General features: G+C 58.9%; 21 protein-coding genes and 1 tRNA gene. 14 read left to right on the top strand and 8 right to left on the bottom strand.

From position 1 onward, the window contains the following. Positions 1–2 precede the first annotated feature (2 nt). Positions 3–758, top strand: coding sequence for a GntR family transcriptional regulator (locus tag DWY03_RS02670; RefSeq protein ID WP_117839832.1), 756 nt, complete (start codon positions 3–5; stop codon positions 756–758). A 144-nt stretch (positions 759–902) separates the two neighbouring features. Further along, complete coding sequence (locus DWY03_RS02665) at positions 903–1871, top strand: SIS domain-containing protein (protein WP_117839831.1); 969 nt, start codon at positions 903–905, stop codon at positions 1869–1871. 132 nt (positions 1872–2003) lie between these two features. Here the strand turns inward: DWY03_RS02665 and DWY03_RS02660 are convergent, their stop codons facing one another. After that, a complete protein-coding gene (locus DWY03_RS02660) occupies positions 2004–2981 on the bottom strand; it encodes an L-lactate dehydrogenase (RefSeq protein ID WP_117786755.1) in 978 nt (325 codons plus the stop codon). A gap of 210 nt (positions 2982–3191) precedes the next feature. Between DWY03_RS02660 and metA the strand changes: the two genes are divergently transcribed. Beyond that, positions 3192–4118, top strand: coding sequence for a homoserine O-succinyltransferase (metA, locus tag DWY03_RS02655; protein WP_055250586.1), 927 nt, complete (start codon positions 3192–3194; stop codon positions 4116–4118). A 24-nt stretch (positions 4119–4142) separates the two neighbouring features. Here the strand turns inward: metA and DWY03_RS02650 are convergent, their stop codons facing one another. The 3 genes from DWY03_RS02650 to DWY03_RS10330 form a co-directional block, all read right to left on the bottom strand. Then, the gene (locus DWY03_RS02650) at positions 4143–4739 is read right to left on the bottom strand and encodes a 5-formyltetrahydrofolate cyclo-ligase (protein WP_117786756.1); all 597 of its coding nucleotides are present in this window, start codon (positions 4737–4739) and stop codon (positions 4143–4145) included. 127 nt (positions 4740–4866) lie between these two features. Further along, positions 4867–5196, bottom strand: a complete 330-nt coding sequence (locus DWY03_RS02645) for a type II toxin-antitoxin system HicB family antitoxin (protein ID WP_117839830.1) — start codon at positions 5194–5196, stop codon at positions 4867–4869. Beyond that, positions 5189–5452, bottom strand: a complete 264-nt coding sequence (locus DWY03_RS10330) for a type II toxin-antitoxin system HicA family toxin (RefSeq protein WP_117839829.1) — start codon at positions 5450–5452, stop codon at positions 5189–5191. The genes DWY03_RS02645 and DWY03_RS10330 overlap by 8 nt, the downstream gene beginning before the upstream one ends. A gap of 221 nt (positions 5453–5673) precedes the next feature. On the opposite strand from DWY03_RS10330, the gene DWY03_RS02635 reads away from it, so the two are divergent. Continuing rightward, positions 5674–7329: a zinc ribbon domain-containing protein gene (locus DWY03_RS02635; protein ID WP_158558605.1), complete on the top strand. Its 1656-nt coding sequence runs from the start codon at positions 5674–5676 to the stop codon at positions 7327–7329. A gap of 305 nt (positions 7330–7634) precedes the next feature. Here DWY03_RS02635 and DWY03_RS02630 read toward each other — a convergent pair whose 3' ends face one another. Continuing rightward, entirely contained in the window at positions 7635–10679 is a 3045-nt protein-coding gene (locus DWY03_RS02630; RefSeq protein ID WP_117839827.1) for an insulinase family protein, read from the bottom strand. A 481-nt stretch (positions 10680–11160) separates the two neighbouring features. On the opposite strand from DWY03_RS02630, the gene DWY03_RS02625 reads away from it, so the two are divergent. From DWY03_RS02625 to DWY03_RS02595, 7 genes are all read left to right on the top strand, one after another. Further along, complete coding sequence (locus DWY03_RS02625; RefSeq protein ID WP_117563729.1) at positions 11161–11865, top strand: GntR family transcriptional regulator; 705 nt, start codon at positions 11161–11163, stop codon at positions 11863–11865. Positions 11866–12000: 135 nt separating this feature from the next. Next, positions 12001–12420 carry a PTS sugar transporter subunit IIA gene (locus tag DWY03_RS02620; protein ID WP_117629024.1) on the top strand — a complete coding sequence of 140 codons (420 nt, stop codon included), beginning with the start codon at positions 12001–12003 and terminating at the stop codon, positions 12418–12420. Between the two features lie 71 nt (positions 12421–12491). Then, positions 12492–12965, top strand: a complete 474-nt coding sequence (locus DWY03_RS02615; RefSeq protein ID WP_117634363.1) for a PTS sugar transporter subunit IIB — start codon at positions 12492–12494, stop codon at positions 12963–12965. A 194-nt stretch (positions 12966–13159) separates the two neighbouring features. Beyond that, a complete protein-coding gene (locus DWY03_RS02610; RefSeq protein WP_117640663.1) occupies positions 13160–14194 on the top strand; it encodes an SIS domain-containing protein in 1035 nt (344 codons plus the stop codon). 81 nt (positions 14195–14275) lie between these two features. Next, entirely contained in the window at positions 14276–15049 is a 774-nt protein-coding gene (locus DWY03_RS02605) for a PTS sugar transporter subunit IIC (protein ID WP_117563725.1), read from the top strand. Next, entirely contained in the window at positions 15049–15897 is an 849-nt protein-coding gene (locus DWY03_RS02600) for a PTS system mannose/fructose/sorbose family transporter subunit IID (RefSeq protein WP_192924133.1), read from the top strand. Before DWY03_RS02605 ends, DWY03_RS02600 begins: the two co-directional genes overlap by 1 nt. A gap of 430 nt (positions 15898–16327) precedes the next feature. Continuing rightward, entirely contained in the window at positions 16328–17794 is a 1467-nt protein-coding gene (locus DWY03_RS02595) for an ATP-binding protein (protein WP_117839826.1), read from the top strand. A 100-nt stretch (positions 17795–17894) separates the two neighbouring features. Here the strand turns inward: DWY03_RS02595 and DWY03_RS02590 are convergent, their stop codons facing one another. Beyond that, positions 17895–18386, bottom strand: coding sequence for a hypothetical protein (locus tag DWY03_RS02590; protein WP_117839825.1), 492 nt, complete (start codon positions 18384–18386; stop codon positions 17895–17897). Between the two features lie 11 nt (positions 18387–18397). Here DWY03_RS02590 and DWY03_RS02585 point away from each other — a divergent pair, with 11 nt between their 5' ends. Then, complete coding sequence (locus DWY03_RS02585) at positions 18398–18967, top strand: hypothetical protein (RefSeq protein ID WP_117839824.1); 570 nt, start codon at positions 18398–18400, stop codon at positions 18965–18967. A gap of 319 nt (positions 18968–19286) precedes the next feature. On the opposite strand, the gene DWY03_RS02575 is transcribed toward DWY03_RS02585, so the two are convergent. Both DWY03_RS02575 and DWY03_RS02570 read right to left on the bottom strand, forming a co-directional pair. After that, complete coding sequence (locus DWY03_RS02575) at positions 19287–19973, bottom strand: DUF5710 domain-containing protein (protein ID WP_117839823.1); 687 nt, start codon at positions 19971–19973, stop codon at positions 19287–19289. A gap of 335 nt (positions 19974–20308) precedes the next feature. Continuing rightward, positions 20309–20383: transfer RNA gene (locus DWY03_RS02570), tRNA-Val, on the bottom strand. Between the two features lie 289 nt (positions 20384–20672). Here DWY03_RS02570 and DWY03_RS02565 point away from each other — a divergent pair. Next, positions 20673–21695 (top strand): DMT family transporter, encoded by a 1023-nt coding sequence (locus DWY03_RS02565; protein WP_172674587.1) that lies wholly within the window; start codon positions 20673–20675, stop codon positions 21693–21695. Positions 21696–21844: 149 nt separating this feature from the next. Next, entirely contained in the window at positions 21845–24157 is a 2313-nt protein-coding gene (locus tag DWY03_RS02560) for a DUF4012 domain-containing protein (protein WP_117839822.1), read from the top strand. Positions 24158–24164 lie beyond the last annotated feature (7 nt).

Genomic DNA, 24164 nt, shown 5'->3' with positions numbered 1-24164 from the left:
CGATGGCGACCGATAACAAGACCGACCGTACTGACGTGCCCGCCGTGCCGCTATACCAGCAGGTCATGGACGACCTAAAGGGCGAGATCGCACGCGGCGTGTACGCGGCCGGCTCGCGCATTCCTTCCGAGATGGAGCTCGCGAAGTCTTACGGCGTGGGGCGCATCACCGTGCGCCGTGCCATCGAGGAGCTGTCGCGCGCGGGCTACCTCAACCGCCAGCAGGGGAGGGGCACCTTTGTGTGCGCTCCCAAGCTCAAACGCAAGATTCGCCAGAAGGGCGACGTCCAGAGTTTCACCGAGGGTTGTGCCGCCAACGACATGGTGGCCGGAGCGCGCCTGGTGTCGCGCACGGTGGTTGCGGCGACGCGTGAGGACGCGGCATTTTTTGGCGTGGAGCCCGGCTGCGAGCTCATCGTGGTCGAGCGCGTGCGCACGGCAGATGGCGTGCCCGTCATGCTCGAGAACAACGCCTTTGTGCTTGCCGACCATCCCTACCTGCAGACGTTGGCCGATGAGGACCTCACCGATAACTCAATCTTTGCGCTCGTTGCCGAGCATTCGGGCCGCGCGCCGCTCAAGTCCGACCCCTGCACCGTGGAGATTGCGCTTGCCGATGCTCAGGCGGCCCCGCTGCTGGAGGTGCCGGTCGGCGAGCCGCTCTTCTATATGGAGGCATACTTTACCGATGAGGACGAGCGGCCCCTGCTGCTCGGTCGTCAAAAGATCGTGGGCTCGCGCTACGTGTTCGACATCTAACGTCCATAGATAGAACAACATAGAACAAATTTGCCGAGATGACTTCACGGGCGTTATTACACGTGTTATAAATAGGACAACATAGAACGACCGCAGGTACGAGCTGCCGTCGTTCAAAGCCGCCACACAAGGAGGAGCGTCACCGTGAACGCACACGATCTGATTCAGGAAATTATCGAGCGCAAGGGTAAGATCGAGAACGTCTTTTGGATCGCCTGCGGCGGTTCGATGATCGACCTGATGCCGGCTAACGAGCTGCTCAAGCGCGAGGCCACCACGTTTGCCTCGACGGTCTACACGGCACGCGAGTTTTGCCTGATGGCGCCCAAGAGCCTGGGGCCGAAGTCGCTCGTCGTCGCCTGCAGCCACAGCGGCAATACGCAGGAGGTTGTCGATGCCTGCGAGATGGCGCTCGCCGCCGGCGCCGAGGTCGTGACTATGACCGACTACGCGGGCTCCAAGATCGACAACGGCAAGTGGACCACCTGGGTCTATCCGTGGGGCAAGGGCGAGTCGCAGGCCGAGGTCCCGCAGGGCATTGGCGTGCTAATGGCTGCCGAGCTGCTCGACCAGCAGGAGGGCTACGAGGCGCTCGCCGACATGTATGCCGGCCTTAAGCAGATGGACGCGCTGCTGCCCGCCGCCCGCGAGAAAGTCAACGCCGAGCTGGGCGATCGCTTTGCCGAGCTCTGCCAGCAGCACAAGTTCTTCTATATCCTGGGCTCCGGCCCCAACTTTAGCCAGACCTATGCCATGGCCATCTGCTCGCTCATGGAGATGCAGTGGCAGCACTGCTGCTACATCCACTCCGGCGAGTACTTCCACGGCCCGTTCGAGGCTACCGAGCCCGGCGTGTTCTACTTTGTGCAGCTCGGATCGGGCGAGTGTCGCCCCATGGAGGAGCGCGCGCTGGCGTTCCTCAACACGCACACCGACACGATCATGGTGCTCGACGCACTCGAGTACGGCGTGGGCGACGTGCCTGCCAGCGTGCGTTCGTACCTGGAGCCAATCTTCTTCTACGCGATGAGCTGCGAGCTGCGCGCAGCCCGCGGTAAGGTGTTCGACCACAGCCCCGAGATTCGTCGCTACATGGGCATCGAGCAGTACTAAGTAACGGGAAAACCATTCACCTTCGATTCGCAAGGGCGCTGCGTGAGTCAAAAAAGTGGGCCGCGCCGGGGATTTCCGGCGCGGCCCGCTTAGTATCGCGCTTAGATTCGCAAGGTTGCGGTAGCCAGCGGCCTACTTTGCGTCGTAGGCCTCGGTGTCCCACCAGTCGAGCTGGGCGATGTTGTCGCGGATGTGCTGGCAGCTCTTGTGGAAGCCCTCGAGCTCGTACTCGGAAAGGTCGAGCGTGTAGACCTCCTCGACGCCCTCGGCGCCGATCACGCACGGCAGGGACGTGAAGATGCCCTCCTCGCCATACTGGCCGGTCATGAGCGTGGAGGCGGAAAGCACGGCGTGCTCGTTGTGCAGAACGGCAGCGCAGACGCGCGCGGCGGAGTTGGCGACGGCGTACTCGGTGCACTGTTTGCCCTGGTAGGTTACGTAGCCGCCCTTGCGCGCGAGCTCCTCGACCTCCATGTGGTCAAAGGCGTACTTGTCGGGGTTCTCGGCCTGAAGCTCGTTGAGGCTCTTGCCGGCGATGGTCGCGGCCTTAAAGGCGGCCAGTTGGCTAAAGCCATGCTCGCCAATCATGTAGGCGTCGATGGACTTGGGGCTCACGCCGACCTTCTTGGAGATCTCGGTGCGCAGGCGGGCGGAGTCCAGGCCGCAGCCCGAGCCGATGATCTTCTTGGGATCGTAGCCGGTCAGGTGCCACAGCTCGGTGCACACGACGTCGCAGGGGTTGGAGATGCTCACGAAGATGCCGTCAAAGCCGGCGTCGACGATGCGCTTGGCAAAGGTGCGGGCGGCGTCGGTGGTAAAGAACAGCTCGCCGTCGCGGTTGCTGGCGGCCAGCGCGACCTTGCCGGCGGCGTTGACGATGACGTCGCAGCAGGCCAGCTCCTCGTAGTGGTCGTAGCAGTTGACGATCTTGGTGTTGTACGGGACAAACGAAAGGGAGTCGCGCAGGTCCTGGACCTCGGACGTCACCTTGGCCTCGTTGATATCGCATAGGTACAGCTCATCGGCAATGCCCTGCATGAGCAGGCTGTTGGCGACATGTGCTCCTACGTGGCCCTGGCCGACCACCCCGATCTTACGCGTCTGGTACATATATGTATCCTTTCGGCCGAGTTTTTCGCGTCGAACCATTGTAGCGTCCTGTTGCCACTTTGCTAGGCTAAAGCGCCACAGATTTTGGGACATGCCGTAATCTCTACTTTTGGAGTGATTTGGGCCGCTGACGGCATCGCTGGGCGATGTGCTCGCGCGGATGGGGCCGGTCGTTGTACCATAGCTGCAACTGACTCGTAAGGAGCATCCATGCCCATTCGCATCCCCGACGCCCTCCCTGCCGCCGCGCAGCTCGAGAGCGAGAACATCTTTGTCATGACCGAGTACCGCGCGCTGCACCAGGACATCCGTCCGCTGCGCGTGCTCATCCTCAACCTCATGCCCACCAAGATCGCCACCGAGACGCAGATCATGCGCAAGCTCTCCAACACGCCGCTGCAGGTGGAGGTGGACCTGCTGCGCACCAAAACGCACGAGGCCACGCACGTGAGCGCCGGCCACCTGGAGACGTTCTACCGCACGTTCGACGACATCCGCGACATCCACTACGACGGCCTGATTATCACGGGCGCGCCCGTGGAGCAGATGCCGTTCGAGGAGGTCGACTACTGGCCCGAGCTCTGCCAGATCATGGATTGGTCCACCACGCACGTGCACTCTACGCTGCACATTTGTTGGGGCGCGCAGGCCGGTCTGTACCATCATTACGGTATCCAGAAGTACGATCTGCCGGCAAAGGCGAGCGGCGTGTTCGAGCATTATCTGGTGAAGCCGCAAAGCCCGCTGGTCCGCGGCTTTGACGACCGTTTCTATGCCGTGCATTCGCGCAACACCGATGTGCGCCGCGAGGACGTGGAGGCCGAGCCGCAGCTTGAGGTCGTGGCCGTGTCCGACGAGGTGGGCCTGTATATTGTCAAGTCGACCGACAGCCGCCGCTTCTTTGTCTTTGGCCACCCCGAGTACGATACCGACACGTTGCGCCTGGAGTACGAGCGCGACGTGAAGCGCGGTCTCAACCCCCAGGTGCCGGCGCATTACTTCCCGAACGACGACCCCACCGCCGAGCCGCGCAACGTCTGGCGCAGCCAGGCTCAGCTGCTCTACACCAACTGGCTCAACTACTACGTCTACCAGACCACGCCCTACGACCTGGCTCGCGCCGGCGAGGAGCACTAGGCCTGTTGGGAGGTGCGCCGGCGGTTAGGCGCTGATGATATGGGGTAGCGGCAGGTCGTGGGCGTCGGTGGGAACGTGGTCGACACGCTGCTCGTCAAAGGCGATGCCGATGATTTGGCATGCGGGCGAGAGTATGGGCAGGTAGCGGTCGTAGCAGCCGCCGCCGTAGCCCAGGCGCGCGCCGGTTTGATCGAAGGCCACGAGCGGCACAACAATCATGTCGAGTGCTTCGGCAGGCACGATGGGGAAGCGGTCGCTGTCGATGTCCGTGGCCGCGAAGGCCCGCGTAGGGTGGCCGATAAACGGGGCCGCGTCCGCGTCGCCGGCAGCAACTGCCCGCATGCACATGCGTTGGCCGCGTGCGGCGGGGTCGCTTGCCGAGAACATGCACGGATAGGCCACGCGCCAGTCGCGTTTGGCGGCCGCAGCGGCAAACGCGGCTGGGTCGACCTCGGAACCCATCGCGGCATAGACGGCAACGGTGTGCGGTGCCGCGGCACCCAAGCGATCCATCAGCTCAACAAGCCGCGCGCATACAACAGCAGACTTCGCCGCTCGAACATCCAAATCAAGAGCATTGCGTCGGGCAATCACCGTCCGCCGCAACTCGGTTTTATCCATCCCGGCCTCCTCAGGCAAACCTACCAAAAAGGTACAGGTTTATTTGGCAGGTTTTATCTGGGCAAACGTCAAAAGCACCACAAAGGGGCCTGTCCCCTTTGTGGTGCTTTTGACGTTTGCGTAAACGCTACAACGCCGCAGCGATTGCTTCAGTCACAAACTGATTGAGTGACTCACCTTTCTTTGCCGCTGCCAGCGCCGCTTGCTTGTGGAGCTCGGAGCCCGTTCTTACGTTGAACGAGCCTTTAAAAGCCCGCTCGGGTTCCTTGCCCTTTTCGGCGCAAAACTCAAGGTAATCGTCGACGGCGTCGTGGAAGCATTGCTCCACTTCTTCAGCCGTGGAGCCTTCAAATACGATTGCGTCCCTAATGCCGGTGACCATACCTGTTAGCACATGCTGTTCGGCATTGAACTCGACTGGGGCGAAATAACCCTTGTATGCCAAAACGTTACTCATGACTACCTCCGACATCCTGCAGAAATCGAACGATGTTTCGAATGGTCCCCGCTGTCAATTCGTCAGATGGATGTGGCGCGTGCATTACGAACATCCTGCCATCTGATGGCCTGTAAAAGCGAACGCGCGATCCGGATGTCTTGCCTTTGTTGTCCATTTCAAAGCCATATGAAGCCATGACTTTTAAAAAATCGGTATACCGATACGTCGAAGGGCAGCTAAGCAGTTGGGCGATGAGTTTATCGGTCCGAGTCATCCCGCCTCACATTCTGCAACTATATCCTAGTTGCAATTTAAGTCCGATGCAAGCACCCTTACTATAGAACATGTGTACGTATAGAACAAGTGTTCGAACTAACACAAAGACACCTGTGAACTGCGTCCCTTTGCGGTGGTTTGGGCTGAATGTTGCGCAACAAGGGCTGCATTTTTGGGTTTACCTTCAGGGTGGAAGGAATGAACCGAAAGGAGCCCGCCATGTTTTGTCGCTCGTGTGGCACGCCGCTTGTCGACGACGCCCTCTTTTGCCCCGTCTGCGGCGCGCCCGTAGCACCCGACCAGGTCGCGGCCACGCAGCAACCCCAGCCTGCCGCGCCCGCTCCCCAGCAATACGTGCCCGTGCAGCAGCCCGCGCGGCGCAAGCGTTCCAAGAAGCCCCTCATCGCCCTTGCCGCGGTGCTTGCCGTGGCGGCGGGTGTCGGCGGAGGAGCGCTGTTCTACTTCACCCAGATCGCGACCACCCCAATCGATGAGAAAACCTTCCCGGATAGCGGCATGCGTGCGCTTGTCTCGACCAAGTACGACACTAACGGTGACGGCCGCATCTCACGCGACGAGGCCAAGGCGGTGACGTCGGTCGAGCTGGACGGCATCACGTCGACGCAGGGCCTGGGCAAGGTGTTCCCCAACGTTACCAGTGTGGAAAATGGCGGGGACAAACTCGTCAACCTGGATCTTTCGGGCTGCGGCGACCTTAAGACCGTCGAGCTTAACTCGGCGAGTAATGTCACCGTCGCCAATCTGGACGGTTGCGACAACATCGAGAAGCTCGACCTCAAAAATGCCGAAAACCTTAAAAGCATCGATTTTTCGGGCAAAAAGAAGCTCGCCACGTTGGCGCTGCCGCAGGATACGAAGATTACCGGCATTAAGGACACACAGCTTGACGAGCTGTGGCTGCCGATGTCCTATGAAGGCACCGATAAAAGCGATGCGTACGGCGATATCTACGAGATCGAGCGTGACGAGAACGGTTACGTCACGGGCTTCACGTCTGCCGTCAAGCAAGGTGGCGGCGTAAGCTACAGCGTCGAGCACGATGAGTTGCATCGTATCTCTGAGATTGAGGAAGATCTGGCGGGCGGTTACGAGAACGTCAACACGTTTACGTACGACGCTGACGGTAACGTCACGCGCATCGACTGCGATGCCGACATTAGCGATTCGTCGAGCACCACGACGTTTACCTACGACGCGGACGGAAACCTGATCAACAAGACGACCCATGCGGGTTACGGCGAGAGTGCGAGCACATATGTCTACCAGGACGGCAACATGGTGACCGACACCGATACCAGCCCGGGCAATCCTCGGACGGTCGTGTATTCGTACGGATACGACAAGGATCGCGTGACGTCCTTTACGCTGGACTGTCAGGGCGACACCGTGGGCACCAGGTGGACGATCACCGCTGGCTACGAGTATGACAAGGACGGCAACATATCGAGTATCTCGCCTGTGGCCTACGACTCGCACGGCAACGATTACGGCTCGCTGAACTCGTATGCCGCGGTGGATTATTCGTACAGCGACGGAAAGCTCGACAGGATCGATTCCGAGCGCGGCGGCTATGCGGAGTTTTACTATGACGACCACGGCAACCTGACGTCGGTCGACGAGTATGCCGGCCGCGGTTCGGATGCCGAGTTTGAGTTTGAGCACGAGGTCGAGTACCAGCGCTACTTCTGCAGCAAGCACGAGAAGAACAAGCCAGAGGAGTGGATTCGTCTGGATGCAGAGTACGACGTCGACCAGGGTAGCTGGAACAATGACTCCGATTATGGTCGTGAGTGCTTTGCAACCATGTACAAGCTCGATCCGCTGGCGGCAAGGCTGAACCCGTTCATCAAGTAACAGCCCACTCGCAAACCACCCAAAGGGGACAGACACCTTTGGGTGGTTTTTGCTGAAGGGCGGGTGTCTGCGGCGGTTTGTCTCGATCTGTAACAGTAACTCGGCATAAATGGGCCTAGCTGTTACAGATCGAGACAAAGAGCTGGTGCCGTTCGGGAACGTCTCGATCTGTAACATCTGGAGCCGATATTGCCGTCTAGATGTTACAGATTGAGACAAACCGCCGCAGTGGGCTGCGCCGCCCCGTCTAAGCCGCAGAAAAAAGGTAGATTTTTAGGCATGTCCTAAAAATCTACCTTTGTGCGTTAAGCGAGCAGGTCGACTACGTTGAAGTTGGCGTTGCTCTTGGCGATGACGTCACGGCCGCCAAAGACGCAGGTCGGCGACTCGGCTGCGATACGCGTCACGTCGGCGCCGAGCGAGCGCAGCTCATCGGGCGTGGCGGCGAGCATCTGGGCGCGGCGCTTTTCGCGCGCGTTGGGATCGAGTCCGGCCAGGTAGGTCGTGTTGCGGCGCTTGGTGAGCGCGTAGGGCTTCACCGGCGCGTCCATGCCGCTCACGCAGCTCACGATAAAGCCCTCAAAGGCGGCCTCGTCGGGCTCAAAGCTGCCGAGCCATTCGCCTGCGCGCGCCACGCGCTCAATCGAGGGATCGATCGCCGGGTCGCGGTAGGTGTAGAACGCCGTTTGACGCTCGCCAGCCGCGCGGAATCCGCAACCGTATGCGCCGCCCTTCACACGGATCTCGTTCCACAGGTAGTCGTAGGAGAGCGCGTTGGCGGCAACCGCCCAGGCGCCCGTCACGTCGAGCCCCAAGCGACGCGGGTCGCACGCGCTTGCCGCAAAGCAAATGTCGCTGGGGATGACGAAAGCCTCGTGACGGTCGCGCGGCGTCGGCACCACGAGCGCGTTGCGGCCGGCATCGGCGCCGTCGCCTGCGCCAAGCCCCAGGTCGCCCGCGGCATCCCAGTACGCGTCAAAGTCCTCATCGCTGCCGGTAAAGCTCGCCAGGCAGCCGTCGGCCACAAAGATGCGGCCTGCCAGCTCGGCAAGCTTGGCACGCAGGTCATCCAGTCGCTCGTCAAAGTGGTCGAGCAGATCGCGCAGGAACAGATAGAAATCCACGCCCGAAAGCTGCTCGCGCACCACGGCCGAAGACGAGCTGTAGCTCATCGCACGACCGAGCGCCGCCGAGTGACCGTTGTTGATAAAGCCCTGCTCAAGCCCAATGCGAATCTGCGTGAGCACGTCGCGCACACGGTCGGCGTCGGCATCGAGCAAAAGCGTGCTCGACCACACCTCGCGCGGCAGGCTCGCCAGCGCGTCGATCTTCTCGGACAGGGCGCCGGCGCTCACCAACAGGTAGGGGCGCACGCCGTCCACGTCGGGCTGGGTCATGACCTCGGTCGTAAAGCTCAAAAAGCCCAGCTTGCCGGCAAGCAGGTTGTCGAGTTCCTCGGCCGAATGCTCGCGCGTGGGTAGCTGCTTGAGCAAGCGGCCGAGCAGCGTCACATAGGGCAGGTCCTCAAACGCGACGCAGCTCAGGTCGAAGTACTGCATGGCGTAGGCCAGACGGTTGGTGGGGATGTCGTGGCGCAGGCAGGGGATGGGCGCGGTCGTGTCCACGACCAGCGGCGGCTCGGGGCGCGCCTCGCCAATGTCGGATACACGCAGGCGCGGCAGCGTGGCCTTGTCCTCGGGCGTGTCCTCGGCCTCCTGCGCGGCACGCAGCGCGGCCGTGCGCTCGACCACATCGGCCAGCTCGGCATCGGTCATGGCGTCGCGCCTGGTAGCCAGCTCGGCAGCCTCGGCGCCCTCCGCACCCTCGGCAGCGTCTACCGGAACCAGCTCGACCAGCGCCATGTGGTCGTTTTGCAGTACGAGTTCGCGCAGCAGGTCCTCAAAGTAGCTGCCGTCCAGCTCGCCACGCAGCTCCTCGTACACCGGGCCGTACTTGAGCGCCAGCGTCGCGGCGTCGTCATCGTAGAGCCAGGTGCTCAGCGCGTCGCACGCAATGGCCACGCCGTCGGCGATACCGTAGTCGCGCTGGCGCAGGTCGTACTCGTTGCTGCTGATGATGGCCTCCAGGCGCTCGCGCGGAACGCCATGCTCGCACAGGTCGCGGCAGGCGTCCTGGAACACGCGGCGCAGCTCGCGCGCCACGCCGGGCTGCGCGTTTTGCAGCATGATGAGCTCGTAGGGCTGCAGGCACTCGGCCGCGGTGTAGCTCACCACGTTGCCGCCCAGGCCCGCCGCCAGAATTGCCTTCTTAACCGGGGCCTCGTTGGAGCCCAGCAACGCCTCGAACAAGATATCCGCCGCGATCGTGCGCTTGCGGTCGAGCGCACTGCCTAGCACCAGGCCCAGGCCCACCAGGGCGTTCTCGGGCGTGGTGGCCATCTCGACGCGCTTGTACTCGCAGGTCACGGGTGCCTGCACGACCAGCGGATTGGGCGCCAGCATGGACGGGTCCTCGCCGGCGGCAACGGCTGCGTCCATGCGGCAGCTCGCGGCACTCGGCTGCGACAGATAGCGCTCGTCCAAAAAGGCCAACGCGCGGTCCACGTCCAGGTCGCCGTAGAGCGTGATGTAGGAGTTGGAAGGATTGTAGTGGCGCGCGTGCGTGTCCAGGAACTGCTCGTAGGTGAGCGTGGGAATCGCGCGCGGATCGCCGCCGCTCTCATGCGCATAGGCGGTGTCGGGATAGAGCGCGGCGTTGACGGCGTCGTCCAGCACGCTCATGGGGTCGGACAGCGCACCCTTCATCTCGTTGAACACCACGCCGTTATAGCGCAGCGTGCCCTCGTGCAGGCTCGCGGCGCTGCCATCGCCCTCGCCCTCGGCGCCCTCCGGCAGGTCCAACTCGTAGTGCCAGCCCTCCTGCTCAAAAATGGTGGGTTTGGTATAGATGGCCGGGTTGAACACCGCGTCCAGGTACACGTCCATCAGGTTGTACAGATCTTGCTCGTTGGTGGTGGCAACGGGGTAGATGGTCTTGTCGGGGTAGGTCATGGCGTTGAGGAACGTCTGCATGGAGCTCTTGATCAGGTCGACAAACGGCTCCTTGACGGGAAACTTAGCCGATCCGCACAGCACCGAGTGCTCAAGAATATGGAACACGCCGGTGGAGTCGGCCGGCGGCGTCTTAAAGCCAATGGCAAAGGCTTTGTTTTCGTCGTCGCACGCCAGGTACAGCAGGCGAGCGCCCGAGGCGGTGTGGCGCAGCACGTAGGCGTCCGAGTCGAGCTCGGGCACGGTCTCGCAACGCTCGACGGCAAAGCCGTGGCAGGTGGTGCCGGGTGCCAGCAGCGCGGCGGCTGCGGCGCGCGGGTCGGTTGAGGTGGTGGGCATATGCAGTCTCCTTTGACGCCCCAGCGGGGGCGAATCGAGTCGAATCCCCGAGAGTATACCCATATGGGGCCTTCGACCAATCTGCCGCACGAGCGTGGATTTTCGGACACACGAGCGTGGAAATTCGGACGCCCGCCAAATAGCAGTGGATTTTCGGACGAAATCGGCCGCCAAAAGCCTAGAAACCGTCCAAATAACCACGCTCGTGCGTCAACTACGTATCTCTCACCTCACATTCATCTCTACGACGAGGGATGAATGTGAGACAGGTAGAAGATAAAAATCAATCGGCTTATCGGATGCATATACCGCCATCAGATTGAAGTTGTATGCGGAAATGGATGGACTCTACACCGCTTACGCAAAATAGCCCCTCGTTTGCTAAAACATTATAGGAAATGGCGTGGAGTGCTAAAAAGTTCTAATACAATATAAGCCATTTATCTATAAGCTGCTGATTTCTTGTAAAGGTATGGTTGATATGGTTGAAGCAAATAGCGTTATCCCCCTGTACAAACAGATTGTTCGTGCGCTTTCTGATTCGATCGCCAACGGCACGTACCGCCCGGGAGATAAGCTCCCGACCGAGGCGGAGCTTATCGAGCAATTTGGCGTGAGCCGAATAACGGTTCGCTCCGCAATTAAAGAAATGGAAGATGCTGGGCTTGTTGAGAGGGCCCGTGGCAAGGGCACGTTTGTTTCGTCGGACACGCAGATGTATGCCGCGGACGACCGTGAGAGCTTTACCCATTCGTGCCAGCTTGCGGGCAAACAGGCGTCTACCAGGGTTCTCGAAATGGGCTGGGACTTCCCAAGCCTGCGAGACGCGAAGTTCCTGGGCGTAGACGATACCCAAAAGGTATTGCGTAGTCGTCGTCTACGCCTTGTGGATGGCAAGCCCACGATGCTGGAAACCAATAGCTATTCCGCTGCGCTTTCTTTTTTGGAGCATGAGTCCCTCGATGATTCGCTGATGGCGGTACTCGATCGCCAGGGGATCAAGATGGGTCCCAACACGCGTACGCTCGAGGTCTGCTATGCGAGCGAGCTCGAGGCGGCATACCTTAACGTGGAGCTGGACTCTTCGCTGCTTCTGTTTGTCGATAGACGTTATGCCCCAAGTGGCGAGCCGCTTTTCATCTCCCGTCAGGTGTACTGCACCGAGCGACTGAAGTTCTATTTGTAAATTAGCGATAGATTGGTCGATTTACCGACCAATTGTTACCGTTCGCGGATTTGGAAAATAGACACACCAAGTAGGGTAGATTGCTAATATACTTTGTTATGACAATATAGTACGTCCTATTGGTATTGGAGAACTATGAATAAGATATTGCTAGCGAGTCATGGTTATCTCGCCCAAGGCATGAAAAGCTCTCTGGAGATTCTGATGGGCACCAACGACCGAATCGAGTGCCTGTGCGCCTATGTCGATGACGATTCAAGGGACGTCGCGGCGTTGATTGATGCATGGATGGAGACGAGGGACCCTGCCGACTCTTGGTTTGTCGTGACTGACATCTTTGGCGGCTCTGTAAACAACGAATTCATTCAGAGGCAGACCGACGGATCGTTTACGTTAATCGCTGGAATGAACTTGCCGCTGCTGGTGGAAATGGTTACACAGCTGGACTCCCTGGATGCGGACAAGGCCAAAGCCGCGGTCGAGGGATCGCGTTCGTTTATTCAGCTTTGCGAGGCGGCGGACATGCTTGCCGGCGCCGAGGAAGAAGAGTTCTAGTTAGTTCTGGTTCGAGCCCTAGCTAGGGGCCACACCTGTCATTCCCTTTATCACGTGCGGAGATGATAACGATGATTAAGCTTACGAGAGTTGATTACCGACTGATTCACGGCCAAGTTGCCATGTCCTGGACTCACGCTTTGGATGTAGATTGCATCTTGCTTGCCAGCGATGCTGTGGCAAAAGACGACATGAGGAAGGCGGCCTTGAGGCTCGCCCGCCCCAACGGCGTTAAACTCGTCATCAAGGATGTTGACGCTGCTATCGAGGCGCTCAACAGCGGCGTTACCGACAAGTATTCGCTGTTTATCATCACTGAGACGATTGAAGATGTCTATCGTCTCGCTAAGGGTTGCAAAGACATCAAAGAGATCAATCTGGGCGGAACCCGAAAGACCCCTGAGACCACGCTTCATCCGACCCCTGCGATCTTTGCGACCGAGAAAGATGCCGAGCATATCCAAGAGCTCCTGGGCGATGGCGTGGCCATCGAAATCCGTCAGGTCCCCAATGACGCTAAGGTGTTTGCCAAGGACGTTTTCTAGCCGGAAACACGTTGATGCTCGGCATTTATTGAACCAATGCTCTATGCCTATGCCCGTCGATCATTTGATCGGCGGGCTTTTTATTAAAGAAAAATCAAAAAAATCTGAAATAGTTCTTGCATAGTTAGTTATATAAAGTATTATAACGTCATGGGATGAATGAAGGGTTCATCCAAGTGAGTTAGGAGTAAGGGATGTTCAATTTCGATGAGCCTCGTTACGAGAAGGTTGTGAGCGATGCCCTCGCTCTCCGTCCTCAGATTGAGGCTGCCGTGGACGAGGTCTGCGAGCAGGGTTATTCCAACATCTTCTTCATCGGCTGCGGCGGCACCTGGGCCCACACGCTCCCGATGAAGTATTGGGTCGAGACCACCACGGCCGACGTCGATGTCCACTGCGAGATCGCCGCAGAGTTCCTCGCCTGCCCGCCCAAGACCTTCAACAAGGATTCTGTCTGCGTCTTCTCCACCCGTACCGGCACCACCCCCGAGATCATTGAGGCTGCCAAGTTCTGCCAGGAGCAGGGCGCCCGCACGCTGATGTATGTCTCCAACGACAACACCCCGGCCACCGAGTACGCCGATTACAAGTTCTTCAGCTTCGCCGAGGACGACGTTCTGTGCGAGGCCATCTACACCTACCAGATCACGCTGGTCGCCCGCTTCCTCAAGAACGCCGGCGCCTTCCCCAAGTACGACACCTTCATGGAGGAGTTCGGCAACATCGCTCCGTACCTCATCAAGGCCAAGGACGCTCAGGACGAGCGCTGCGCCGCCATGGCCGAGGACTTCAAGGACACCGATTACCACATGGTGATTGGCTCCGGCATGCTCTGGGGTGAGGCCTACGACTACGCCATGTGCATCCTCGAGGAGATGCAGTGGATCAAGACCAAGTCCATCCACGCCGCCGAGTTCTTCCACGGCACCATCGAGCTGTGCGAGGAGGGCACGAGCCTCATCATGCTCTACGGCGAGGACGACACCCGTAAGCTCATGGACCGCGTGGACAACTTCACTCACATGCTCGCCGACGAGAAGGGCGTCAACGTCCGCGTGAACAAGTTTGACACCGCCGAGGTCGAGCTGCCGTTCAGCGACCCCGAGTTCCGCAAGATCGTCTCCCCGATGGTCACCTACACCATCACCGAGCGTCTGAGCTGCCATCTCGAGCACGTCCGTAACCACCCGCTCACCACGCGTCGTTACTATCACCAGATGAACTACTAATCCTCTCAAATTGCTGCGGTTGTCTGCAGGCGAGCTGCGCAGAATGCCTCGCCTGCAGACTTGTTTCTGGGGTTGATCGAAATGGTTGTCCAGTATCTTCTAGTTGCACTGGTCGCATTTATTGCGTCCATGGACGAGCAATTATTTGGCATTACGATGCTTGGTCGTCCGCTGTTTACGAGCCTGTTTGTCGGCTTGATCCTTGGCGATGTCCAGCAGGGCGTTATCGTCGGCGCTGCTTTGGAGTCCATGTTCATGGGCGCCATCATGGTCGGCGCGGCGGTTCCTCCCGAGGTCTATGCCTCCGGCGTGCTTGGCTGCGCGTTTGCCGTCATTACGGGTACGGGCACGGCAACTGCCGTCGCGCTCGCCCTTCCCGTCTCCGTCTTCCTTCAGGTGTGGCGCAACTTCTGCTACGCCGTTCCGGGTGCCTTTGCCTGCAAGAAGATTGAGACCGCTCTGGCAAATCGCGATCTTGCCAAGGCGAATCTGTACCATCTGACTATCGTGCCGCTGTCGATTGGCATTCCGTCTGCACTGCTGGTGTTTGGCTCACTGTTCTTTGGTGCCGACCTTATCAACAATGCGCTCAACGCGATTCCGCAGTTTGTGATGGACGGCCTCAACGTTGCGTCCGGCGTCATGGTCTGCATCGGCTTCGCTCTTCTTATCAGGACCATGGGCGATAACAAGCTCCTCCCCTGGCTGTTCCTGGGCTTCATTATGGTCATCTACCTCAAGATGGACGTGGTCGGCGTCGCCGCAGCTGCCATTTGCGTCGCGCTGCTCCTGGCCTTCCGCGAGGGCTCGTCCGGTCCGCAGACGGTTGCTGCAGATGAAGAGGAGGACTTCTAATGGCTATCCAGAACACCGACCTCAAAGAGGCCAAGAAGGACGCGATTATGACTCCCGATATGTATCGGAGCATGTTCCTTCGCCAGTTTACGAGCCAGTGCTCGCAGTCGTACGACAAGATGATGGCAATGGGCTTCATGTACACCATTCAGAAGCCTCTGCGAAAGATCTATCCCAACGACGACGATTACTATGCGGCGCTTGATCGCCATACCGAGTTCTTTAACATCACGCCTCATGTGCTTCCGTTTGTAGCCGGTCTAACGGTTTCGATGGAAGAGCAGGCGGCTGCCGATAAGAACTTCGACACGTCCTCGATTAACGCTATGAAGGTCGGCCTCATGGGACCGCTTTCCGGCATCGGCGATTCGTTCTACTGGGGTACGTTCCGCGTGGTTGCCGCCGGCATTGGTATTGGCATCGCTTCGACGGGCAACCCGCTCGGCCCCATCGTGTACGCGCTCATCTACTCCGTGATTAACTTTGCAACGCGTATCGTCGCCGCCCATCTGGGTTACGACTTGGGAACCAAGTTTTTGCAGCAGTCCGAAGAAAGCAACCTTATGTCTCGCATGACGCATGCTGCCGGTGTTCTCGGAATGACCGTTATCGGCGCCATGATTGCGGCACAGGTCTCGCTGTCCACGGCTTTGACCTTTGACGTGGGTGGTTCGGAGATTGTCCTGCAGGATCTGTTCGATTCGATCTTCCCCGGTCTGCTGCCCTTGCTGGCAACGTTCGCTTGCGTTGCCCTCTATAAAAAGGGCGTCAAGACCATTTGGATCATCTTGGGCATCTTCGCAATCTGCATCATCGGAACGGGCTTGGGAGTGTTCGCGGCGGCGTAATGTTGACTGCTATGCTCGCGCGTTGGATAACTAACTGACCGTTTGAAAACGGGGCTCGGCGTAAGGCCGGCCCCGTTTTTTGTTTGAGGGATTTTCCGACCGTCCAATAGTCCAGGCCCATGCATCACTCACGTATCTCTCATCTCTCATTCATCACTAATACGAGAGATAACAGAAAAATGAGAGATAAATATGAGAGATAACAATGCTGCAAAGAGACAGGCAACCATGGTATTGTTTCAATATAGATTGTTTTACCAGCGAAAATATGTTTAAATGAAACAGATGACAGACATCTTATCTTTCATCTCTCACTCATCTCTAATATGAGAGATAACAGAAAGATGAGAGATAATTACGAGAGATAACTGAGAGACGAGGGAAATCTATCCGCGGCATTCTTCGCAGAACCGAGCGAAAGGACGTGCAGATGAACGAAAACGAACTGACCGGTCTGCTCGAGTCTTTAAGGCGCATGGGCTCGGACGATCTTAACGTCGAGGTCAAGGAGAGCGCCACGACACTTTCCCGCGACGTATGGGAAACGGTCAGCGCTTTCGCAAACACCGCCGGCGGCATCATCGTACTCGGAGTGAGCGAGCACGCGGGTTTTGTCCCAGTTACAAACTTTGAGACCGAGAAAGTGCTCAACCAATTCGTGGCGGGCATGGGCGATGCCGGCGGTCGTGGAAAGCTGGCCAATCCGCCCAAATACACCATTGAGCGCGTGGAGCTCCAGGGCACCGTGGTTCTGGTCATCACGATTGAGGAGCTCGACCCGTCGAGCAAGCCTTGCTATGTCATAGAGCGGGGCGCTCAAGGTGGCAGCTACAAACGCATCGATGACAAAGATGTTCCGCTTTCGTCGACCGAGGTTTTGGCACTGTCGTCATATGAACGGACGAGTCCTAGCGATCGCGATGCGGTGCCCGGTACGAGTGTGGGCGATCTCGACGAGTCGATGGTCGACCGCACGATAGAGCGTGCCTATTCGCTGACGCCTCGAGCGATGCGCGGTGCGGCGGACAAGAAGACAAAGATGGAGCGTCTGAATTTCCTCGACTTCCAGGGCAATGTTACCAAGGCCGGCCTCCTTGCCGCGGGCGTTTACCCTCAGCAGTTCTATCCCAAGCTCTTCATTGATGTGGCTGTCCACGTGGGAACTCAAAAGGGAGCTGCGGGGCCACTAAGGTTTATGGACCGCACAGTCTGCGAGGGCACCCTAGGCGAGATGATTTCGGATGCCGTCGCAGCTGTCGCCAAGAATTTGCGGCGAACCTCGACCGTCCAAGGCGTCTCGCGTGTCGACTCGCTGGAGATTCCCGAGGAGGTTCTGCGCGAGGCAATCGCCAACGCCGTAATCCATCGAGAATACGGGGATCGGTTCTGTGGACAATCGATTGCCGTCGACGTCTTTGACGATCGTGTCGAGGTGACGAATCCTGGCGGCCTTTACGGGGGAAAGACTCGCGAGAACTTGTTTGACGGCAGCTCCCGATGCCGTAACGCGACGCTCGTGAAACTCATGTCGATTGTCCCGCTGCCGGATGGCGCAGGTTCGCCGGCTGAGGGCAATGGCTCGGGCATCCCGATGATGATCGATGCCATGCGCGCGCATGGTCTGGCCGAGCCCCTGTTCTGCCCGGGGTTCGATCGGTTCAAGGTCGTACTTTACCGTCCAAAGATCGAGCCGGTCGATCATGGCGGGGACTTGATTATGACGGCACTCAAGCGCTACGGCGAATTGGGGACGCGCGAACTGGCGGAGCGCACGGGACTCACGGTTTCCCAGGTTAGGGCACGCGTCAATGCGCTCATTGAGCAGGGTGAGCTTGAGCCGACGGCGCCGTCGACAAGCCGCAACCGCAAATATAGACTGTCAGAGCGCGTGGAATAAATGCGTTAGTGGACGAGGCGACCCAATAATCGACCCTCGATTGGCGCCCACTAAGGTAAAGCGGTTGTTGCCCAGTCGACGGTGATGCTAAAGACTCGGCTTACGCCGGCATGGCCCCGAACCCGTCCATCAAGAACAGCCTAAGAACCAGCTTGATGACATATCCCGGTTTGATTTCTGCCGTGCCAAAGACGCTGCGCTCGGCGAGCTCGCTGCAGTATGCGTAGATGTCGCGGATAAGGTCCGCGCCCGAAAGCGTAAACATGTAGCCTGCGTCCGAAAGCGCATTGGGCGCGGCGGGCAACTTGGCCATGTGGCAGAACGTTTGCAGGTCGGGCGCCATGGCGTTCTGGTAGTCAAGGTGGCTGCCGTCTTCTTGCGCGGCGAATTCCAGCTGGCGTACTCGATCAAGCGCCGCTGCCAGCACAAAGCTCGGTGTGGGAGCATTGGCGTCCTCCGTGCTCGCCACAAGCCTGCCCGCCGCCTGCGTGACAAGCCAAGCGACCTCGCGCTGGCAACGCACGGCCTTGCGCGTAACCGGCTTGATGGACGAAGAAGAAACGCTCCCCTTAGGCGGATTCGAAGCAGCCATAAGACCCTCCCATGAACGACCCGGTCCAACAAGCCCGGATGAAACACGTGCTACATCAGTATACAGGGGAGTGGGGTAGCGGGGTACAAGCGCGCCAGCGGCAAACCGAGAGCATCAACAATGTGCCTCCGCTCTATTTGGACGATGGTACGTGGGTCATTAAGTACTCGGTTCAAGCGTCGGGTACCGTTGGTTTTCGAGACCAGAATTACAACCGTAAAATGCTCAACTGCATGGAATGTGACGTCCCAGTCGGAGTCATATTTGCAACCGAGGTGGGCTATAAGGTGCTCGGCCTTGCGTTTGTTGAGCGGTTCGAGCCCGAAAACGGATGGTTTGTTCTGCACGGTCCTGTTCATAAAGGCGGACCGGACCCTCGTTTTGCGCCCGACATGAGTTATCTGAAGCACATACCCGTCGATATTGAGTTTGCCGGACAGGGTGCGACCGACGATGAAATTTGGCTTTGGCGGTCTTTTACGATCGTGCTGTTTGATCGGATCGCGTGGCGATGCAATCTCGCACACGCCTGCCGGTGCATGCTCTTCCTGATTTGTATAGCGAGAGGGGAGCGAACGTGAGCTGGCGAGGCGATATTGCGATGGGGAAGTACGGAAAACTGCCGTGCGCCCTTATAGACAACAAAATGTTTCCGAGCGTAGAAGTTGATTGCGGGTCGTTTGTCGTCGCCTGTCCTTGCTGCGGCTCGCAAATACCGTGCCTCGACATTCGGTTCATCGATGCGTGCGACAGACTTAGCGACGAAGTGAGAAAACGGACAGGCGTTCATATGCCGGTGTATCAGGAGAAATGCCCTGTTTGTGGCCTCGATATCGTGTACGACGCCGGCGACGAGGGATAGGTGATGCGGAGGAGCTGGCTGTGAAGGCATCTCTGTCCCTATAAATAAATCCCCTCACCGAGCTGCTTGTGGAACTTGGCGTGATGGTCGCGTGCCCAGGTAAAGAGCGCCTGGTCAAAGTCGGTGCGTGTGGCCGGGACGCCGAAGACGCCGGCAACTTCGACGCGCACAAACTCCAGTGCCGGCAGTTTGTTGATGGCAGTGAGGGCAAACGGGGACGAGGGCTCCTCGAACAGATAGCGGCTGCCTTGCAGCGCGTCGCAACTGGTGCACGTGTTGCCGAGCGACGGGGCTTTGGAGGCTCGCGCGCCTACGGGCTTGTAGCCGCAGCGCTTAGAAAGATAGTCGCGGATCTCGCCCGGCACGCAGCCAAGAGCGGGAACAATGGCGAGCGCGTTGGCATTGGCCGTGTCGATGGTAATGTGCCCGGCTTCGTTGGGCGCGTGCGCGATGGCGATGCCCTTGTCGTCATCGATTCGATAGGGAATGCCGAAGGCCGCGACCGAGGTCTCTTTGTGACACTTCCAGCACTCGCGCTTGCCCAGTACTAGATATATATACGGCGCTGAGGGGTCGGATCGGTCAACACCGGGCAGCCACTCGGCAAAGGGCTCGGGGTTGACGCCGCTGGGTACATACCAGATCTTCTTGGTCCGGTCCCATTTGGCGCCCAGCGCCTTGGCTTCTTCTTTGTGCGAAAAGGGGACATCGAGCTCGGTGCGCATGGCGGCTCCTTGGTGCTGCAGGTGCGAGTGGCTCAAGGATACCGCAGGGCGCAGACATCGCGGCGTTTTGTTGAGAAGTTGCGGCGCGGACTGCTTGGTTACGCCGTTAGATAAATTGGCAAGTAGATGGTCGGCTTTTGACCAGTTGGGCGGTTGGAGCAGCTTGCGGCGCAGTTTTGTGCCTGGCTATTGTTGATGTTGGGGTATTGAATATATTTGGCTGCCATTCGTCAGGTGAATTGTTGTTACGTTGCGATGACGGTTGGAACTGCCAGCGGATTTAGCGACAAAAAACAAAACAGCCCAGAGGACATAGCCTCTGAGCTGCGAACATTTGGTGGGCGTTAGAAGATTTGAACTTCTGACCTCTTCCGTGTCAGGGAAGCGCTCTCCCCCTGAGCTAAACGCCCGATCAAGGGTGCGCAAGCGCGCAAGGGATAATATAACGGAGCCTGAACTCGGTGGCAAGAACATTTTTAAAAATCGCTTACATTGTGGAATTCGGGGGCTTTGTCATATCCATTTCAAAAGAGCCTGCTGCCGCGATTTGACTGTCGCATAATGCAAGGCCATTGCGGTATCGAGCTATGGAAAGACGTCTGCGGAATTGTCCTACCGATAAGCGGACAAGCCTCCAGCTGGTGCCTTCGCCGTGGTAAGGTAAGCCGAATTGTTTCCAGGCTGCTTCGAGGGAATGGAATGAGCAAAGAGCGTGTCGAGCAGGTCGAAGGCGCAGGGGCTTCGGTGCCGATGACCGATATATCGAACATTGATGTGCCCGAGGGCACCGATGAGCTCAGCCGTAGCACCCGCCGCGCTTGGCGCGAGCGCCTGAACAGCGCTTCGACGCGCAAGATGATCACGGGCGTCTTGGCTACGCTGGTGGGCGGTTCGTTTTGGGGCTTCTCGGGCACCAGCGCGAGCTTTCTGTTCGATACCTACCACGTCGACACCTTGTGGCTTATGAGCGTGCGTCAGATTCTCGCCGGTCTACTCTTTATGGCCGTGGTTGTTACGCGCGACCGCGAGCGCCTGATTAAGCTCTGGACCACACCCGCCGATCGCAAGCAGCTGCTGCTCTTTACCGCCTTTGGTCTGCTGTTCAACCAGTTTTGTTATCTTTCGGCCGTGCGCCTGACCAATGCCGGAACCGCGACGGTGCTCCAATGCCTGCAACTGGTCATCATTATGGGCTACACCTGCGTGATCGACCATCGCATGCCTCGCGTGCGTGAGGCCGTTGGCATTGGGTTGGCCCTGGGCGGCACCTTTTTAATCGCTACCGGCGGCGACCCTACCAGTCTGAGCATATCGCCGCTTGGCCTGGTCGCAGGCCTTATGTGTGCGGTCAGCGCCACGTGTATGGCGGTGATTCCCGCCAAGATCCTGCCCGAATACGGCAGCCCCATCGTCACGGGCTCGGCAATGCTCACGGCGGGCGTGGTCTCGTGCGTCTTCGTGCAGCCTTGGGCGCATATGCCGGCACTCGACGCTGCCGGCGTCGAGGCGCTCGCGGTATTCGTGGTTATCGGCTCGTTTTTTGCTTACATGCTCTATATGCAGGGCGTTAAGGACATCGGCTCGGTGCGTGCGAGCCTCATCGGAACTGTGGAGCCGGTTTCGGCGACCATCACCAGCGCCGTTATGCTGGGCACGGTGTTTTTGCCGACCGACCTTATCGGCTTTGCCATGATCATCGTGATGATGTTCCTCACGGTGTAGCTGGCGCCGCCGCCAAGACGGAAAAGGCGTTGTGCCACATTTTCGCCAATTGATGTCCGTGTCTGGAGTTTAGCTGTCGATGCTCAAAATGCCATAAACTAGTAACGTTATGGACTTTTTCATTGCGACTCAATTGCGAGGATTTCTTTATGGCTGGTAATCACTTTAAGGGCAGCGATAGCGGCCGTCCTGCAGTTCCGCCGCGTCCGAACGGGGCTGGTAAGGCCGGCACGCCGGGCGGCGCTGGGCAGGGCGGTTCCGGTAAGCGCGTGTCCCCGGGCGAGACGGCGATGTTTACCGCTCTGTACGAGCAGTCTCAAAAGGCAAAAAAGACCGGCCGTGCAAGAGGGAATGTCTTTGCGGGCGGTGCAACCTCCACGTCGCAGCCGAGCGGGGCCCCTTCGATACCTGCGAACAACGCAGGTGCTGCCAACGCCGCGAATACCGCCGGCAACGTTAATGCCGGCAAGGCCGCCAACAATACTCCCTCTGCCGGTGGCGCGGGGCTTACGGGTAACCTTGGCACGATTTACACCGGCGCCTCCGAGACTGGCACGTTCGCCCGCCTGGATGATAGCGGTGCCGAGTTTGCGGGCTCGGGTTCCAAGGAAGATTATTACGATTTTGGCTTGAACTACGGTAGCGACGCTTCGTCGAGTTCGACCTCTGACGGTCTGGTCCGTCATCGCCATCGCAAGGGCGAGCGCAAAAAGCGTCACACTGGCGCCATTATTGCCGCTGTAGTCGCGGTGCTTCTCGTTGCGCTTGGCGCAAGCGGCTTTATGCTGCTTAACTCGGCAAAGACCGTAAAGAGCGAAGCGAAGGAGGCTGTCGAGATCGTCGGTGGCCTTAAGGACAAGGTCACGTCGGGCGATTTTTCGACGCTGCCTGACGACGCGAAGAAGATTGATGAGCTCTGCGACAGCATGAAGGCGGAGACCTCGAGCCCGCTGTGGACGGCGGCTTCGTTTATCCCGGTGTATGGCAGCGACATCAATGCTGCCCGCACCATGATCGACGCCCTGTCCGATGTCTCTAGCGGCGCGCTGATTCCCATGGCCGACAACCTCTCGCGGGCAACGCCCGGCAAGCTGTTCCAGGATGGCATGATTAACGTGTCCGCGCTGCAGGCGGTCGCCGATTCGCTTTCCAACAGCTCGAAGGTGTTCAAGAGCGCCAACGAAAAGATCCAGGGCATTGGCGATACTCATATTTCCCAGGTGACCGAGCTGGTCGATAAGGCCAAGGACGGCTTTGCCACCCTCAACGGCGCGGTTGACGCGGCGGAGAAGGTCGCCCCCGTCCTTCCCCAGATGCTCGGCGCCAACGGCCAGACGCGCAACTACCTTATGTACGCCATGAACAACGTCGAGATTCGTGCCTGCGGCGGCTTTGGCGGTTCGCAGGGCCTGATTTCGGTCACCGACGGCCAGATGTCGATCGGCGAGTTTGTTCCCCGCATTGGACTCAGCGAGGATGAGGCAGTCGAGAGCGTCGACGAAGAGGATGAGGCGCTGTTCGGCAACCACAGTAACCTGTACAACTCGGGCAATACCTATTCGCCTGATTGGCCCCGCAACTCGCAGCGTGTCGCAGCCCTGTGGAAATCTCAATATGGCCAGGACGTTGACGGCGTCGTGGGTATCGACCCGGTGTTCCTGCAGTATCTGCTGGGCCTGGTCGGTAACGTGTCGCTGCCCGACGGAACGGTTGTCGACGGCACCAACGCCGCAAAGGTCCTCATGCACGATGTGTACTGGAACTATCCGGTCGAGGAGTCGGACGGCATCTTTGCATCCGTCGCCAGCGCTGCCTTCGACAAGATCCTTGGCGGTATCGGCGATGTCGATGTTACGAAGCTTGTCAGCGCCGTTGAGCGCGGTGCCGAAGAGGGCCGCCTGATCGCGTGGATGAAAAACGATGACGAGCAGAACGCTATCAAGGAGATGAACATCGACGCCTCGCTGCCCGATCCGGATGACCCGAGTGAAGATCCCGTTGCTGGTGTCTACTTTAACAACCTGAGCTTCTCCAAGCTCGACTGGTACCTGAATGCCGATACGCAGATTGGCCAGGGCATCAAGAACGGTGACGGCACATGCTCGTATCGCATCACCGTTACCCTGACGAACATCATGACGCAGGAGGAGGCCGGCAAGCTGCCCGACTACGTCGCGGCGAGCGCGCCCGATGCCGCGCGCGACGACGAGCGTCTGAATGTCTCGTTGTTTGCCCCGACGGGCGGCAACATTACTGATCTGACCGTCGAGGGCACCCAGTTTGGTCTTGGCGCCGCTACGTGGCATGGAATCCCCTTCTATTCGGGCACCGTTGACCTGCATGCTGGCGAGACGACGACGATCACATATACGCTGACCACGTCAGCCGAGGCGGGGGACAAGCCGCTTACGCTGCGTCAGACTCCTACATGCCAGGCGGCTCGCGACAGCGCGTCGGCGTAGGGTTTTT

The organism is Collinsella sp. AF23-2, from assembly GCF_003459245.1.
Lineage (GTDB): Bacteria > Actinomycetota > Coriobacteriia > Coriobacteriales > Coriobacteriaceae > Collinsella.
The sequence above is the reverse complement of the archived record's forward strand: the minus strand, read 5'-3'. Positions and strand labels throughout refer to the sequence as shown.

Bases quoted from the DNA above. Each gene is read 5' to 3' on its own strand.
- DWY03_RS02615 (WP_117634363.1), top strand. From the start codon at position 12,492: ATGATTAAGCTTACGAGAGTTGATTACCGACTGATTCACGGCCAAGTT.
- DWY03_RS02630 (WP_117839827.1), bottom strand. From the start codon at position 10,679: ATGCCCACCACCTCAACCGACCCGCGCGCCGCAGCCGCCGCGCTGCTG.
- DWY03_RS02650 (WP_117786756.1), bottom strand. From the start codon at position 4,739: ATGGATAAAACCGAGTTGCGGCGGACGGTGATTGCCCGACGCAATGCT.
- DWY03_RS02625 (WP_117563729.1), top strand. From the start codon at position 11,161: ATGGTTGAAGCAAATAGCGTTATCCCCCTGTACAAACAGATTGTTCGT.
- DWY03_RS02645 (WP_117839830.1), bottom strand. From the start codon at position 5,196: ATGAGTAACGTTTTGGCATACAAGGGTTATTTCGCCCCAGTCGAGTTC.
- DWY03_RS02565 (WP_172674587.1), top strand. From the start codon at position 20,673: ATGAGCAAAGAGCGTGTCGAGCAGGTCGAAGGCGCAGGGGCTTCGGTG.
- DWY03_RS10330 (WP_117839829.1), bottom strand. From the start codon at position 5,452: ATGACTCGGACCGATAAACTCATCGCCCAACTGCTTAGCTGCCCTTCG.
- DWY03_RS02635 (WP_158558605.1), top strand. From the start codon at position 5,674: ATGTTTTGTCGCTCGTGTGGCACGCCGCTTGTCGACGACGCCCTCTTT.
- DWY03_RS02605 (WP_117563725.1), top strand. From the start codon at position 14,276: ATGGTTGTCCAGTATCTTCTAGTTGCACTGGTCGCATTTATTGCGTCC.
- DWY03_RS02610 (WP_117640663.1), top strand. From the start codon at position 13,160: ATGTTCAATTTCGATGAGCCTCGTTACGAGAAGGTTGTGAGCGATGCC.
- DWY03_RS02670 (WP_117839832.1), top strand. From the start codon at position 3: ATGGCGACCGATAACAAGACCGACCGTACTGACGTGCCCGCCGTGCCG.
- DWY03_RS02585 (WP_117839824.1), top strand. From the start codon at position 18,398: ATGAACGACCCGGTCCAACAAGCCCGGATGAAACACGTGCTACATCAG.
- DWY03_RS02595 (WP_117839826.1), top strand. From the start codon at position 16,328: ATGAACGAAAACGAACTGACCGGTCTGCTCGAGTCTTTAAGGCGCATG.
- DWY03_RS02575 (WP_117839823.1), bottom strand. From the start codon at position 19,973: ATGCGCACCGAGCTCGATGTCCCCTTTTCGCACAAAGAAGAAGCCAAG.
- DWY03_RS02600 (WP_192924133.1), top strand. From the start codon at position 15,049: ATGGCTATCCAGAACACCGACCTCAAAGAGGCCAAGAAGGACGCGATT.
- DWY03_RS02590 (WP_117839825.1), bottom strand. From the start codon at position 18,386: ATGGCTGCTTCGAATCCGCCTAAGGGGAGCGTTTCTTCTTCGTCCATC.
- DWY03_RS02620 (WP_117629024.1), top strand. From the start codon at position 12,001: ATGAATAAGATATTGCTAGCGAGTCATGGTTATCTCGCCCAAGGCATG.
- DWY03_RS02660 (WP_117786755.1), bottom strand. From the start codon at position 2,981: ATGTACCAGACGCGTAAGATCGGGGTGGTCGGCCAGGGCCACGTAGGA.
- DWY03_RS02560 (WP_117839822.1), top strand. From the start codon at position 21,845: ATGGCTGGTAATCACTTTAAGGGCAGCGATAGCGGCCGTCCTGCAGTT.
- metA (WP_055250586.1), top strand. From the start codon at position 3,192: ATGCCCATTCGCATCCCCGACGCCCTCCCTGCCGCCGCGCAGCTCGAG.